The sequence below is a fragment of the Mesorhizobium sp. M0239 genome, from assembly GCF_040321815.1.
Lineage (GTDB): Bacteria > Pseudomonadota > Alphaproteobacteria > Rhizobiales > Rhizobiaceae > Mesorhizobium.
On record NZ_JAMYSG010000018.1, the window covers coordinates 42246 to 57090 of the forward strand.

Annotated in this window: 15 protein-coding genes; 11 read left to right on the forward strand and 4 right to left on the reverse strand. The window is 61.8% G+C overall.

Annotation, left to right across the window (positions count from 1 at the left end; translation table 11 throughout):
• The first annotated feature begins 2 nt into the window (after positions 1–2).
• The 4 genes from sseA to NKI99_RS19640 all read left to right on the forward strand — a co-directional run bounded on the left by sseA (position 3) and on the right by NKI99_RS19640 (position 2692).
• Positions 3–854 carry a 3-mercaptopyruvate sulfurtransferase gene (sseA, locus tag NKI99_RS19625; RefSeq protein WP_352611730.1) on the forward strand — a complete coding sequence of 284 codons (852 nt, stop codon included), beginning with the start codon at positions 3–5 and terminating at the stop codon, positions 852–854.
• Positions 855–859: 5 nt separating this feature from the next.
• Complete coding sequence (locus tag NKI99_RS19630) at positions 860–1423, forward strand: GNAT family N-acetyltransferase (protein WP_023812061.1); 564 nt, start codon at positions 860–862, stop codon at positions 1421–1423.
• A 111-nt stretch (positions 1424–1534) separates the two neighbouring features.
• Positions 1535–2092, forward strand: coding sequence for an OmpA family protein (locus NKI99_RS19635; protein ID WP_128305998.1), 558 nt, complete (start codon positions 1535–1537; stop codon positions 2090–2092).
• Positions 2093–2224: 132 nt separating this feature from the next.
• Positions 2225–2692 (forward strand): DUF1203 domain-containing protein, encoded by a 468-nt coding sequence (locus tag NKI99_RS19640; RefSeq protein WP_128305997.1) that lies wholly within the window; start codon positions 2225–2227, stop codon positions 2690–2692.
• 223 nt (positions 2693–2915) lie between these two features.
• Here the strand turns inward: NKI99_RS19640 and NKI99_RS19645 are convergent, their stop codons facing one another.
• Together NKI99_RS19645 and ald are read right to left on the reverse strand one after the other, a co-directional pair.
• On the reverse strand, positions 2916–4223 hold the full coding sequence (locus tag NKI99_RS19645) for an outer membrane protein (protein WP_127295827.1): 1308 nt from the start codon (positions 4221–4223) through the stop codon (positions 2916–2918).
• Positions 4224–4430: 207 nt separating this feature from the next.
• Complete coding sequence (gene ald, locus NKI99_RS19650; RefSeq protein ID WP_023812057.1) at positions 4431–5546, reverse strand: alanine dehydrogenase; 1116 nt, start codon at positions 5544–5546, stop codon at positions 4431–4433.
• A 155-nt stretch (positions 5547–5701) separates the two neighbouring features.
• On the opposite strand from ald, the gene NKI99_RS19655 reads away from it, so the two are divergent.
• Entirely contained in the window at positions 5702–6175 is a 474-nt protein-coding gene (locus NKI99_RS19655; RefSeq protein WP_023812056.1) for an Lrp/AsnC family transcriptional regulator, read from the forward strand.
• Positions 6176–6539: 364 nt separating this feature from the next.
• Here NKI99_RS19655 and NKI99_RS19660 read toward each other — a convergent pair whose 3' ends face one another.
• Positions 6540–7193, reverse strand: a complete 654-nt coding sequence (locus NKI99_RS19660) for a 5-formyltetrahydrofolate cyclo-ligase (RefSeq protein WP_128304443.1) — start codon at positions 7191–7193, stop codon at positions 6540–6542.
• 163 nt (positions 7194–7356) lie between these two features.
• Here NKI99_RS19660 and NKI99_RS19665 point away from each other — a divergent pair, with 163 nt between their 5' ends.
• Both NKI99_RS19665 and NKI99_RS19670 read left to right on the forward strand, forming a co-directional pair.
• Positions 7357–8622: an NAD(P)/FAD-dependent oxidoreductase gene (locus tag NKI99_RS19665; RefSeq protein WP_352611731.1), complete on the forward strand. Its 1266-nt coding sequence runs from the start codon at positions 7357–7359 to the stop codon at positions 8620–8622.
• A gap of 146 nt (positions 8623–8768) precedes the next feature.
• Positions 8769–10745 carry a bifunctional 2',3'-cyclic-nucleotide 2'-phosphodiesterase/3'-nucleotidase gene (locus NKI99_RS19670; RefSeq protein ID WP_352611732.1) on the forward strand — a complete coding sequence of 659 codons (1977 nt, stop codon included), beginning with the start codon at positions 8769–8771 and terminating at the stop codon, positions 10743–10745.
• Between the two features lie 85 nt (positions 10746–10830).
• On the opposite strand, the gene NKI99_RS19675 is transcribed toward NKI99_RS19670, so the two are convergent.
• Positions 10831–12087, reverse strand: a complete 1257-nt coding sequence (locus NKI99_RS19675) for an SAM-dependent methyltransferase (RefSeq protein ID WP_128304513.1) — start codon at positions 12085–12087, stop codon at positions 10831–10833.
• Positions 12088–12418: 331 nt separating this feature from the next.
• Between NKI99_RS19675 and NKI99_RS19680 the strand changes: the two genes are divergently transcribed.
• From NKI99_RS19680 to kdsA, 4 genes are all read left to right on the forward strand, one after another.
• Positions 12419–12553: a hypothetical protein gene (locus NKI99_RS19680; protein ID WP_023812051.1), complete on the forward strand. Its 135-nt coding sequence runs from the start codon at positions 12419–12421 to the stop codon at positions 12551–12553.
• A gap of 91 nt (positions 12554–12644) precedes the next feature.
• Entirely contained in the window at positions 12645–12935 is a 291-nt protein-coding gene (locus NKI99_RS19685; RefSeq protein WP_023812050.1) for a Dabb family protein, read from the forward strand.
• A gap of 113 nt (positions 12936–13048) precedes the next feature.
• Positions 13049–13939, forward strand: a complete 891-nt coding sequence (locus tag NKI99_RS19690; RefSeq protein ID WP_352611733.1) for a VOC family protein — start codon at positions 13049–13051, stop codon at positions 13937–13939.
• Positions 13936–14796 (forward strand): 3-deoxy-8-phosphooctulonate synthase, encoded by an 861-nt coding sequence (gene kdsA, locus NKI99_RS19695; protein ID WP_031213495.1) that lies wholly within the window; start codon positions 13936–13938, stop codon positions 14794–14796. The genes NKI99_RS19690 and kdsA overlap by 4 nt, the downstream gene beginning before the upstream one ends.
• Positions 14797–14845: the final 49 nt, after the last annotated feature.

Consider the following 14845-nt stretch of genomic DNA (forward strand, 5'->3'; position numbering starts at 1 on the left):
AAATGGCCGAGGACAGCCCCTTCACCGTCGACGCAGACTGGCTGCAGCAACGTCTCGGCGAGCCGGGCCTGACGATCATCGACGCATCCTGGTATCTCCCGGCGCAGAAGCGCGATGCGCGCGGCGAGTATGAGTCGGCCCACATCCCGGGCGCACGATTTCTCGATCAGGATGCCGTTTCGGACCCGGATTCGCCCCTGCCGCATACCTTGCCGTCGCCGCAGCATTTTGCCCAGTATGTCGGCGCCATGGGTGTTTCGGCCGATGACACCATCGTCGTCTATGATGGTCCGGGTTTCTTCTCGGCGCCCCGGGCGTGGTGGATGTTCCGGGTGATGGGCGTCTTCCAGACCTATATTCTGGATGGCGGCTTCGATGGCTGGAAAGCCGCCGGCAGGCCGATGACGGCTGAGCCGACCAAGATCGCGCCAAGCGTGTTTCATGCCGATTTCGACCCCGGGTGCGTCGCCAGCCTCGCCGACATGCGCCGGATCGTCGACACCAGGGCAAGCCAGATCGCCGACGCCCGGGGGCCGGGCCGGTTCACCGGCACTGAACCTGAGCCGCGCGCGGGTATCCGCTCCGGCCATATGCCTGGCGCGCGCAATCTGCCCTATTCGGCGCTGTCGGAAAATGGCGAGCTGTTGTCGAAGGACCGCCTGCGCAAGGCGATCGAGGAGGCCGGCATCGATCTGTCGAAACCTGTCGTCACTTCATGCGGCTCCGGTATTACCGCGGCGGTGGTGACGCTGGCGCTGGAAACGCTTGGCCATACGAACAACAGGCTTTACGACGGCTCCTGGACGGAGTGGGGCGGGCTTTCCGACACGCCTGTGGTGACCGGCAAGGAATGAAGACGATGGAAAACGGCACGTTGGAAGACATTGACGTCACGGTGACGTTCCTCGAGATGCATGTGCCGCCGGCCTATTCGCCGCCTGTGCCGTATAACCGTCAGGTCGCGCTGCTGAAGACCAAGGATATTCCGCTGCATTTCTACCGCTATCTGATGGACCGGGTGGGGCGCAAATGGCACTGGGTCAATGTGCTGAGGCTGGATGACGACGAGCTTTCGGCCGGCATCCATCGCGAGGACCGCGACATCAGGGTGCTCTACCTCGATGGCGCCCCCGCCGGCTTCTTCGACCTCAAGCCGCATCTGCCGGAGGAAGTCGAGCTTGCCTATTTCGGCATGATGGAACATGCGACCGGGCAAGGCATCGGCCGCTGGTTCCTGGGCTCCGCGATCGCCGCCGCATGGTCGCATGGGCCGAAGCGGGTGACGGTGCAGACCTGCACGCTCGATCATCCGGCGGCTCTGCCGCTCTACCAGAAGCTCGGCTTCGCACCGGTGGCGCAAAAGAGGGAAATCGTCCATCCGCTGCCTTTCACCGAGCGCGCGGCCAGCGTCATGCGGCCCTAGCCGGAAGCTAATACCAGCTCGAATCTGAACCCGTCGTTCATCGGCCCTTCAGGCTGTTTTTGGCATGTTGCCGGCACCATCAATGCGGCCAAGGCCGAAGGAGACGAAGATATGCTGACCCGCCGTACACTTGCCGCCGCGCTGATCGCGGCAATTGCCATGCCAAGCCTGGCCGCAGCCCAGGCGACAACGCCTTCGGCCGCGACGATCGAGCGGAAGCTCGAGGCGGCGCCGCGTGTGAAATTGCGGCCGAACGAGCGCGTCACCATCCGCGAATTCAAGCGGCGCCCGGATTTGCGCCGCATGGCCCGCTCGATCGATATCCAGTCGATCAACTTCGCCTTCGGTTCGGCGGCCATTTCCAGTTCGCAATACGACAAGATCGAGACCATTGCCGACGCGCTGCGGCGCATCCTGCGCCGCGATCGCGGCGCCCGCGTGCTGATCGAGGGTCATACCGACGCCGTCGGCTCCTTCCAGTCGAATCAGGCTCTGTCCGAACAGCGCGCCGCTTCGCTGAAGCGCACATTGGTGCGCGAATTCGGCGTGCCCGGCCATGCCCTGGAAACTGTTGGTTACGGCGAGGAGTTTTTGCTCGTGCGGACGCAGACCGAAAACTGGCAGAATCGCCGGGTGACGCTGCGCCGCTTCGACGATTTCATCCGTTGAGCCGCAGCTCCGACGGGACTTGATGAGAGCCGATCGCCGAGGGGCGACCGGCTCTTCGACATTTGGCAGGAATCGGGTGGGCGGCGAGGGTTCAAGGACATAATTTCCAGTCACGACACCGGAGATTTTTCGATGACCATCCAGTTCAAAGCTTTGCCGACCGAAGATGTCAGGACGTTGCAGCGCGGCGGGATCGATGCTTATGGCCAAATGCCCGAGCGAAAGATCTCCGACGGTGACGGCATGCCTTGCCGGCATTGCTTGAAGAATATAGGAGCCGGCGATGCCTACCTTGTTCTGGCATACAGGCCATTCCCTAGCCTTCAGCCCTACGCCGAAACGGGGCCGATCTTCCTGCATGCCGAGGAATGCGATGGTGCCGCTGAGAGCGAGGCGCTGCCCGAGGTTCTCGATAGCCCTGACTACATCGTGCGCGGCTATGGCAGGGATGATCGTATCGTCTATGGCAGCGGCGGCGTCATCCCGACCACGGCAATTGCTGCACGGGCCGAGACGCTGTTCGAACGCGACGAGATCGCCTACGTCCATGTCCGTTCGGCGCGCAACAATTGCTACCAGTGCCGTATCGAGCGCGCTTGAGGCTGAGATTAGCCGCTGGGAACAGTTGTCGTACTCCCGTCGCATAATCGCGATAGAAAGCCATTGTCGATCGATTTGCCGACCGCGGATGAACCGGCGGCAAATCTCGACATCGAGGAAGCGGGGCTTTGGCTCCGCTTTTTTGTTGCGCGGGGGTATTCCGCGCAACAAAAAAGCCCGCCGGCATGGCCGACGGGCTGCAACTGTTTGGCTGGAGGGCCTTTTAGTTGAACTTGTACTTCGCGCCGAGACGCACGGTGTGGAAAGAGGAAGTCGCGGTAAGGGTGTCGTCAGGTGCGCCGAATTCCGAAGAAAAGTCCTTCTTGGCGAACTGCGAATAGCGATATTCGAGACCGACGGTAACGTTGCTGGACAGAGCCGTTTCAAGGCCGCCACCAACCGAGAAACCGCTGGAACCCCAGTCGAGAATGTCGCCGATCGGATCGGAAGCGTTCAGATCGAAATGCTGCCAGCTATAGCCGGCAAGCGCATAGGCAAGGGTCGATTCGTTCATCTTCATGCCGACGCGGCCCAACACATCGAACCCATAGTCGGTATCGACGTTGATCGATCCGCCGCCGAGCTCCAGTTCGGAAGTCATGCCGGAGTAGCGTGCATCGACCATGACGCCTGCGACCCAGCTGCCGAAGTCATGATCGTAGCCGACGTTCAGTTCACCAAAGGCACCTTCGCCACCGAGACCATTGAATTCCAGGTCGCCGAGCGGCGGAACGTTGATCTGATGCACGGATGCACCGGCGCCACCAGCGCCGCCGATGTAGAAGCCGGTCCAGTTGTAGGCTGGCGTCTCGAAGGCAGCACCGCCGCCGTTCTGCGCACCGAAACGGTAATTGGCTGCGATCTGGAAGGTATGGCGCGAGGTGTCAAGATTGAGGAGACCGTCCGGAACTCCGACAAGGCCAGCGTCGGAAAGAAGATCGTCCTTGGTCCCGAAGCGCGTATAGCGATACTCAGTCTTGATCGTCCAATTGCTGTTGATGGCCGTTTCGATGCCACCTCCGACAAAATACCCGCTCTGATCCCAATCAAAGTCGAAGCCGGCGTTCGTATCGAGCTTGTACTTCTGCCAGGAATAGCCACCCAGCACGTAACCCAGAGTGTTCGGCGTCAAGAGGTAGCCGAGACGCAGGCCAGCGTCGAAACCGTAGGTTTCCTTGATCGAAGCGTCGAACCCCGTAATGTCCAGCGTGGTCCCGATGTTGCCGACGTGAGCGTCCAGCAGACCTCCGATGAGGAACCGGGGCGAGACCATATAGTCATAGCCAACCGTCAGCTCACCATAGACGCCTTCGCCACCAATGCCGTTCAGCGAGATTGGAATAAAATCGCTGCCGAGCTTGTGTACGTTGGCACCGGCACCGACGCCGAAACCAACGTAGAGGCCGCTCCAGTTAAAGCCGGCAGCTTCTTCTACCGGTTGCACGACGTCAGCTGCATGAGCAGCAGACATCAAAGCTACAGCAGAAACAGCACCAAGAAGAAAAGATTTCGCGGATGTGCGAATGAACATATGCCCGTACCCCAATGAATAAACCCAGAATGTCTCTAGCAGGGAGTCGGCCGGTACGGGAATGACAAATATGCAACAATGATGAGCAAAGTGCCGTTGCGTCACGTGTTTCGACACCAAGCTTTGCCTGAAAAACAGGCTCGCAAGAAAAAAACCGCCGGCTTGGAACCGGCGGGCTGGATTGAAAGGAGCTGTTTTCGCGAAAAATCAGGCGGCAAGAACGGCTTTCGGCTCGACCAGTTCGTAGCCGAGCGCCTCGGCGACTGCCCGGTTGGTGATCTTGCCTTTATGGACATTGAGGCCGTTGCGCAGGTGATGATCGTCGACCAGCGCCTTCAGGCCCTTGTCGGCAAGCTGCAGGCCATAGTGCAGCGTCGCGTTGTTGAGCGCGTGGGCCGAAGTGACCGGCACGGCACCCGGCATGTTGGCGACGCAATAGTGGATGACGCCGTCGACCTCATAGGTCGGCTCGGCATGAGTGGTGGCGTGCGAAGTCTCGAAGCAGCCGCCCTGGTCGATGGCGACGTCGACCAGCACCGAGCCTTTCTTCATGCCCGACAGCATTTCGCGCGAAACCAGTTTTGGTGCCGCGGCACCCGGGATCAGCACCGCGCCGACGACGATGTCTGCCGAAAAGCACTCTTCCTCCAGCGCCTCGACAGTCGAGTAACGGGTGTGGACGCGGCCGGCGAAGAGGTCGTCGAGCTGGCGCAGGCGCGGGATCGAGCGGTCGATGATGGTGACGTCGGCGCCAAGGCCGGCCGCCATCCTGGCCGCGTGCAGGCCGACGACGCCACCGCCGAGCACGGTGACCTTGCCGGGCAGCACGCCGGGCACGCCACCCAGCAGCACACCGCGGCCGCCATTGGCCTTCTGCAGCGCCGTGGCACCGGCCTGGATCGACAGACGTCCGGCAACTTCCGACATCGGCGCCAGCAGCGGCAGGCCGCCACGGTCGTCGGTCACAGTCTCGTAGGCGATTGCCGTCACGCCGGACGCAAGCAGGCCCTTGGTCTGCTCCGGATCCGGCGCCAGGTGGAGGTAGGTGTACAGGATCTGGCCTTCGCGAAGCTGCGCCCATTCGCTGGGCTGCGGTTCCTTGACCTTGACGATCATGTCCGACCTGGCGAACACCTCGGCGGCCGTCTTGGCAATCGTGGCGCCGGCGGCGCGATAGGCGTTGTCATCGGCGCCGATGCCGGCCCCGGCGCCGGTCTCGACCAGCACTTCGTGGCCATGGGCGACATATTCGCGGACCGAGCCGGGAGTGAGGCCGACGCGGTATTCGTGGTTCTTGATTTCCTTGGGGCAGCCGACGCGCATTTTCTTCTCCTGATCCGGCCCTTTGGGCTCGTTCCCTGTATGGATGGAGTGAACCACGAATCGTTGCGCAGGTGTTTGCGAATGCGCTTGCGCCAACCGGCCGGTTTCGATAATCGTTGCGCGAAATAACAAGATATTCGCAGGATTCACGAATAATGACGCTCGACAGGATTGATATCGCCATTCTTGAGGCATTGCAGAAGGATGGCAGGATACCCAACGCGGCACTTGCCGAAAAGGTCGGCCTATCGCAGTCGGCCTGTTCGCGCCGGCTCGACAATCTGGAGAAATCCGGAACCATCCGTGGCTATCATGCCCGGCTTTCCAATACAGCACTTGGCCACCAGATGACGGCGATCGTGCACATATCGCTGTCGGGACAGTTCGAGAAGACTCTGTCGGATTTCGAGGCGGCGATCAAACGCTGCCCGAACGTGCTGTCCTGCCATCTGATGTCGGGCGAATATGACTACATCCTGAGGATCGCGGCCAAGGATCTCGTCGACTATGAGCGAATCCACAAGGAATGGCTGTCGGCGATGCCGCATGTGACCAAGATCAATTCGTCGTTCGCCTTGCGTGAGATCGTCGACCGTACGGCCATGGGCATGAAGCCGGAGATGGCCTAGTTCCTCGACACAGAAGTTCTGACGGGTCGCTGCATAGACAAACCACCTGCCTTCGATTTGCGGAAACGGGCGTCACTTCGTCATCCACGGGCGGAGCAAGGAGTGTAGCGACGCAGCGCAGACCCGAGGATCCATGCCGCGACTTCAAAGCGTCACTACGGTGCAGAGTTCTGCTCGGCTGCATTCCTTGGTCAAGGTCACGGCATGGATCCTCGGGTCTCCGCGACGGAGCTTCGCTCCTGCTTCGCCCGTGGATGACGAAGGTGGGTGCCTTGGGTCAATCCCGAATGCCTCTGCGATCCATCGAGACGAACCATGACAACCTGGCTGCTGACAGGCCGCTAACCACCCTGTGGGGCCTGGGCTAGCTGACCGCCGTTACCACCCGATCCATCGGGATATCGTGCGGCTGCGGGTAGATGGTCGCGATGCGCTGCAATTCGTAGCCGACGCCGATGACCAGCGGCTTGAACGGCATCGCTGCCAGCGTACGGTCGAAGAAACCGCCGCCATACCCCAGGCGGTAGTTCTGGGGATCGATGCCGACGATCGGCGAGATGACGATGTCCGGCAGCACCGGATCGCCCTCGGCCGGGATCGGGATGTTCCAGACACCTTTCTCCAGCCGGTCGCCCGCTTTGTAGACGCGGAAGATCAGCGGCTGCCCCTTCTCGATGACGATGGGCAGGGCGGTGCGGCCGCCGCGTTCGTTTATGGACGCCATCCAAGGCCGCAAATCCGGCTCGCCACGAAACGGCCAATAGAGACTGACCATGCGCCCGGCGATCTCGCCGATCATCGCGTCGAGGCTTTCCGCAATGCTTTGCGACATTACCGTTCGGGCGTCGGCCGAAACAGCAAGACGCGCGGCGATCAGGCGTTCGCGCTCGGCTTTGCGCCAGCGTCTCACATCGGTCCAGTCGCTCGAAGGCGCACGGAATTGCGGATCGAGTTCGTGCATGAAACAGGGCGGCGAAGAATATTGCGCCGGAGCATCGTCGTCACGATCGTTGGCCATGCCTCACCTCATCGCGTGTTCGATGACGCTATACCTCGCGATACGATACAACATGTGCATTCACGACATGCAACGACGAGTCTCGGGCACTGTCCATCTGTTGTTGCATTGCACAAAAATACCTACATCCAGGACAGGCAATCTTGCTATCGGGGTGAACGAAATGAACGAAGCTAGGCATCATGTCGTCGTTGTCGGCGCGGGTTTCGGCGGCCTCGAGTTCACCCGTGCACTTGCTGGCGCGCCGGTCCGTATCACCATGATCGACAAGCGCAACCATCACCTCTTCCAGCCGCTGCTCTACCAGGTGGCGACGACGGCGCTGGCCACCTCCGAAATTGCCTGGCCGATCCGCCACCTCCTGCGCAAGCGCAAGGATGTGACGACGCTGCTCGCCAATGTCACCGGTGTCGACCGCGCCGGCAAGCGCGTGCTGCTCGATGACGGCAGCGCGGTCGCCTACGACACGCTGGTGCTCGCCACCGGTGCCCGCCACGCCTATTTCGGCCATGACGAATGGGAGCCTTTCGCGCCCGGCCTGAAGACGCTGGAGGACGCCACCACCATTCGGCGCCGCATTCTCCTGGCCTTCGAACAGGCCGAGCGGGAGACCGATCCCGCCAAACGCCAGGCGTTGCTGACCATTGCGATCGTCGGCGGCGGGCCGACCGGCGTCGAGCTTGCCGGCACCATCGTCGAGTTGGCGCATGACACGCTGCGCGGCGAATTCCGCAACATCGACACGCGGCAGACGCGCGTGGTGCTGATCGAGGCCGGCGACCGCATTCTGGCCAATTTCGCACCGAAACTTTCCGACTATGCCAGCAAAGCGCTCGAGCGGCTCGGCGTGACGGTCGAGCTCGGCCGGGCCGTCACGCGCTGCGACGCCGAAGGTGTTGTGTTTGGCGATAAGCAACTGGCCGCCCGAACGATCCTGTGGGCAGCCGGCGTTGCCGCTTCGCCAGCCGCTGAATGGCTCGGCGCGCCGGCGGACCGCGCGGGCAGGGTGCTGGTCGAGCCTGACCTCAGCGTGCCCGGCAGCCCGGAGATATTTGTCATCGGCGACGCCGCTCATGTGCTGCGGCCGGACGGGCGGCCGGTTCCCGGCGTGGCGCCTTCCGCCAAACAGGAGGGCCGACATGTTGCGGCCACCATCAAGGCCAGGCTCGGCGGCGACACGACCGCGCGTCCTTTTCGCTACAGGCATGCCGGCGATCTGGCGACGATCGGCAAACGCGCCGCCGCCATCGATTTCGGCTGGATCAAACTCACCGGCTGGCTCGCCTGGTGGCTGTGGGGAGTGGCCCACATCTATTTCCTGATCGGCTTTCGCAACCGGCTTGCGGTTTCGCTGAGCTGGCTATGGATCTACGCGACGGGGCAACGCAGCGCGCGGCTGATCACCCAGGGCGACGACGACAAGGGCTGATTTCTTCGCCCGATCGTTTATCCGCACGTCATCTGTTGCTGATCGAGTGGCGGCTTCATGCGCGCGACTTGTTGAATGGACTTAAGCAGGTTTCAGAGCGAAGTTCGCTTCGGGGCAGGGCTTGTCAGGTCGTCGAAGGAGAAAACATGTCGCAACTGCTCCATCCCGTATCCCGCCGCGATCTCCTTGCGGGCGCCGCCGCAGGGGCACTGATCATGCTGCATCCGTTCTCCGCCCGTGCACAAGCCAACCAGGCGCATCTCCGGATCATGGAGACCACCGACATCCATGTGAACGTGCTGCCTTACGACTACTACGCCGACAAAGCGAACGACACGCTGGGCCTGTCGCGCACGGCGTCTCTCATCGATGCTGTGCGCAAGGAAGCCGTGAATTCGATGCTGATCGACAATGGCGACCTGCTGCAGGGCAATCCGATGGGCGACTACATCGCCTATGAGAAGGGGCTGAAGGACGGCGACCTGCATCCGATCATGAAAGGCATGAACCTGCTCGGCTACGAGTGCTCGACGCTCGGCAACCACGAATTCAACTACGGCCTGTCGTTCCTGGACAAGGTGCTGGCCGGCGCCAATTTTCCCTTCGTCTGCGCCAATTTGATCCGCGGCACCGAGCTTGCCGCTAACCCGCGCGACGACAAGCTCTATCTCAAGCCCTATGTCATCCTCGACAAGAAGATCAAGGACGGTTCGGGCGCCGAGCAGCCGATCAGGATCGGCATCATCGGCTTCGTGCCGCCGCAGATCATGGTCTGGGATCTCAAGAACCTCGAGGGCAACGTCAAGACGCGCGACATCGTCGAGGCGGCCAAGGCCTGGGTGCCGCAGATGAAGGAGGAGGGCGCCGACATCGTCATTGCGCTGTCGCATTCCGGTATCGACGTGAAGCAGGGCGAGATGATGGAGAACGCCTCGTTCTTCGTCGCCGGTGTCGACGGCATCGATGCGGTGTTCACCGGTCACCAGCATCTGGTGTTCCCCGGCAAGAAGGATTTCCAGTCGCTCGATGGTGTCGACACGCAGAAAGGCACGCTGCAGGGCAAGCCCGCCGTCATGGGCGGCTTCTGGGGCTCGCATATGGGGTTGATCGACTTGATGCTGGAACGCGACGGATCGAAATGGAAGATCGTTTCAGCCACTTCCGAGGCGCGGCCGATCTTCGAACGCGTCGACAACAAGAACAAGCCGACTGTCCCGGACGACAAGCGCATCATCGCGGCCCTCGAACAGGACCACCAGGCGACACTGGCCTATGTGCGCCGCCCTGTCGGCAAGACCTCCGCGCCGCTCTATTCCTATTTCGCGCTGGTCGCCGACGATCCGTCGGTGCAGGTCGTCAGCCAGGCGCAGACCTGGTACCTCAAGGAAATTCTCAAGAACACGCAATGGAAGGACGTGCCGCTGCTGTCGGCCGCCGCTCCCTTCAAGGCCGGCGGGCGCAACGGCGCCGACTACTATACCGACGTGCCGGCAGGCGACATCGCCATCAAGAATGTTGCCGACCTCTACCTCTATCCCAACACCGTGCGTGCGGTCGAAATCACCGGTGCGCAGGTCAAGGAATGGCTTGAAATGTCGGCTGGCATCTTCAACCGGATCGAGCCTGGGAAGGCCGACCAGGCCCTCATCAACACCGATTTTCCGTCCTACAATTTCGACGTCATCGACGGCGTCACCTACAAGATCGATCTGTCGCAGCCGTCGAAATACGATGCCAAGGGCGGGCTGGTCAACGCTGGCGCCAATCGCATCGTCGACCTGAGTTTCGATGGAAAACCAATTGATCCCAAACAGAAATTCGTCATCGCGACCAACAATTACCGGGCTGGTGGCGGCGGCAATTTCCCCGACATCAATGCCTCGAAGATCATCTACGAAGCACCGGACACCAATCGCGACGTCATCGTCCGCTATATCGTCAGCGAGGGCACGATCAATCCGTCGGCGGACGACAACTGGTCGTTCGCACCGCTGCCTGGAGCCAGCGCCGTGTTCGAAACCGGCCCCAAGGCCAAGGATTTTATTGCGCAGGTGAAATCGCTGAAGATCGAGCCGGCGGGCGAGGGCGAGGCAGGATTCGCGAAATACCGCATCCTGCTTTGAAGGGTGACGGCGACCGCGCGGCCATGTCGAGATCGTGCTCGACATCGCTTGGTCAGCGGCAATGAAAATCGAAGAGCGTGTCGATTTACGCCTTGTAGACCACCTGGCGCACGTCGATGTAGCTGGCGCGGAAGCCGGCTTCGCAATAGTGCAGGTAGAACTCCCAGAGCTTTTTGAAGCGGTCGTCGAAGCCGAGCGGAACGATCTTCTCCCATGACGCCCGGAACCGGTGGCGCCATTCGGCGAGCGTGCGCGCGTAGTCGTCGGGAAAGACGCGCTCGCGCAGGTGGGCGAGGCCATGATCCTTGCCCAGTGCCTTCAGGATCGACGGTGTCGGCAGCATGCCGCCCGGGAAGACGTAGCGCTGGATGAAATCCGGCCTTGCGCGATAGGTGTCGTAGGCGGCTTCGTTGATGGTGATGATCTGCAGGCCGGCAGTGCCGCCAGGCCTCAGACAGGCCTTCATCTTGCCGAAAAACACCGGCCAGTATTTTTCGCCGACCGCCTCGAACATCTCGATCGAGGCGATGCGGTCATAGGTGCCGGTTTCGTCGCGATAATCCTGCAGCTTGATGTCGACCTTGTCGGCAAGGCCAGCCTTGGCGATGCGAGCCGTGGCAAAATCGTGCTGCTCGCGGCTGATCGTCAGCCCGGTCACGCGGCAGCCGATCTCGCGCGCCGCGAATTCGGCGAAGCCACCCCAGCCGCAGCCGATTTCCAGCACATGGTCCTTCGGACCGATCCCTGTATCCTTCGCCAGAGCGCGATATTTGGCGGCCTGGGCGCCTTCCAGGTCGTTGGCACCGGTCGTGTAGAGCGCCGAAGAATAGGTCATGCTCGGATCGAGCCATTCCTTGTAGAAGGCGTTGCCGAGGTCGTAATGCGCCGAGATATTGCGTTTCGAACCGGTGCGCGTGTTCTGGTTGAACCAGTGGCGGATGCGCTGGACGGTGTTGATCAGCCAACTGGTGCCGCCCGCGATACGCTCGCCGATGACCGAATTGACCACGAACAGCTCCAGGAAGCTGGTCACGTCGGGGCTTTCCCAATCGCCGTCCATATAGGATTCGGCAACGCCGATCGTGCCGCCGGAAAAGGCGCGGCCCGGCAAGCGCCAATTCTTCAACACCAGTTCGGCATCTGGGCCAGGTCCCTTGCCGCCGACGAGGACGGCACGGCCGTCCGGCAGCCTGACCTTGAGCGAACCGCGCGGCAGGTTCATCGCCGCCGACAGCACCATGCGCGCTTTCGCTGGAAGACCTTTCACGATCTCCGCGAAATTGAATTCATCGAGCCTGACCGCGTCGCTCAATGCTACGCCAAAATGTTCCTTTTGCGCCATCTCGTGCCCCTGGATTTCCGCGGTGTCGGCGCAAATTGCCGGGCCACGGTTCTCTTGGATCATTCGCCAGCTTCGAACGCCGCCGCGACCGGTTCGTCGGCGAGCGGGCTCGAATGAAGTGCGCGCCCCCTACCAGAGCTTCAGCGCTTCCCGGTGAATCCGTGCGACAATCTTCCACGTCATGCGGGGAAACTTCAAGGGGCAGGCTGCAACCGGGGCTGTGCCAAGCAGATTGCTCGCGCCGGCGGGCATCTGTGCCTTTGGACAGCCAAGGCGCAGCGCGTTAAAAAACGCCTATGGCCGCAGAATTCCTTGTGCGATAGATTTAGCCATGCGTTATGTAATCGTCATTGCCGCCATCGCGTTTTTCCTGATCTGGGATGGCATGTACAATCAGGGCCGGTATCTCGACACCACGGTGAGAGAACTTAGCCGCATTGTGCGATATGCTACCGGCAAGGTTTAGCTCCGGCGGCTGCAGCCGCGACATCCTTGTCGATTGACGCCAACGTCCTGCCGTCACAAAAGACCCCAGCACTTTGATCGAGGAGGCGGGGTTGATCCGGCATATCGTTTTCTTCAGCGCGCGGCGAAAAGAGGATGTCGAGGCTGTGCGCACCGGCTTGCTGGCGCTCGGCGACATTCCTCATTCCAGCCTTTTCGAGGTCACCTTGAACACCAAGGTCGATCCACTGTCCGATGAGGTCGACGTGGTCGTCTATGCGGAGTTCGCCGACGACGCCGCGCTGGCCGCCTACAAGGCGCACCCGCTCTATGCGCAGACCACCAGCAAGGTCAAACCGATGCGCGAACTGCGCTATTCCGCCGATGTCGTTGCCGGAAGCTGATGCCTTGTCCAGGTGGTGCCTTTTTCGAAGTCCGGTGAACTGACTTGGGCGAACTGGCCGGGATTGCGATCAAGTCTTGAACCGATTTGCGGAATGATGCACATCGCGCCTGCATGACCCAAACCGCAGCCGCAGGCACTCATCCGCTCGATCACCTGGTGCTGCCGACGCAGAGCCTTGAGGTTGCGCGAGCCCGGCTCACCGCGCTTGGCTTCGTCGTGGCCCCGACCGGCATCCATCCCTTCGGAACGGAAAACTGCTGTGTTTTCCTGGCCGACGGCACGTATCTCGAACCGCTCGCGGTCGGCGACGAACAGGTGGCGACAAAGGCTATCGCAGACGGCAATGTCTTCGTCACGCGTGATCGCGCCTATCGCGACAGCAACGGCGACGAGGGATTTTCCGCCATTGTTCTAGGCACGGACAATGCCGACGCCGACCATGCACGCTATGTCGATGCCGGCATCTCGGCGGGAGACATGCTGGGCTTTTCGCGCGCCTTCACCGACCCTGCCGGCAAAAGCGACATCGCGTCGTTCAAGCTCGCCTTCGCGGCCGGAGCCGAAGCCACGGACGCCTTCCTGTTTGCCTGCGAGCGGGTCAACGCGCCTGATGTGGACCGCACGGCTTTGCAGGCCCACGCCAACGGCGCGACCGGAATTGTCGAGATCTTGGCGATCAGCGATGCGCCCGGAAAGCAGCATGGGCTGATTTCCGTGGCGGTGGACGATCCGGCCGCCGACAGGCAGGGCGGCATGTTTCCCTTGCCGAATGCAGATTTGAGCGTGCTTGACGGCGCGGCTTTCACCGCGCGCTTCGGCCTGCCTGCCGGCGCGCCGACAGATCTACGCTTCGCAGCGGTGGTCTTTTCGGTTCGGAACGCCGATGTGACATCGAGGCTGCTTGCAGCCAATTCCGTCCAACACGATATAGCGGGCAATGATATCGTCGTGCGGCCTGCACCCGGACAGGGCGCGGCCTTCATCTTCCGGGAGATCCCATGAGCAAGCCGCAAGCGTCCAATTCGATGGCGCCCAATTCGTCGGTAACCGTCGGCAATGTCGTCTTCGACAACAAGGCGGCTCTGTCGCTGATCGCCGGCCCTTGTCAGTTTGAATCACGCCAGCACGCCTTCGATATGGCCGGCGCGCTGAAGGAACTGACCGGCAGGCTCGGCATAGGGCTCGTCTACAAGACCAGCTACGACAAGGCCAACCGCACCTCGCTGTCGGCGACGCGCGGTGCCGGTATGGACGCAGCCCTTCCCGTCTTCGACGAGTTGCGCAAGGAATTTTCGCTCCCCGTGCTGACCGATGTCCATACCGAGGAGCAGTGCGCGATCGTCGCGCCGCATGTCGATGTCCTGCAGATTCCGGCTTTCCTGTCGCGCCAGACGGACATGCTGGTCGCCGCCGCCAGGACCGGCAAGGTGATCAATGTGAAGAAGGGGCAGTTCCTCGCCCCCTGGGACATGAAGAACGTCGTCGCCAAGATCACCGGATCCGGCAATGCCAATGTGCTGACCACCGAGCGCGGCGCGTCCTTCGGCTACAACACGCTGGTGTCCGACATGCGCGCTCTGCCCATCATGGCCGAGATCGGCGCGCCGGTGATCTTCGATGCCACGCATTCGGTGCAGCAACCGGGCGGGCAGGGTGGTTCCTCGGGCGGCGAGCGCCGCTTTGTCGAGACGCTGGCCCGCGCGGCAGTCGCTGTCGGCGTTGCCGGCGTGTTCATCGAGACCCATCAGGATCCCGACAACTCGACCTCTTCCGACGGCCCGAACATGCTCCCGTTGAAGGACATGCCGGCCCTGCTCGAGCGGCTGATGGCATTCGACCGCATCGCCAAGGGCCTCTAAGGGCGGACGCATACTCCGCCGACTGCCGGCGCTTGTGGAAGGCACGAGC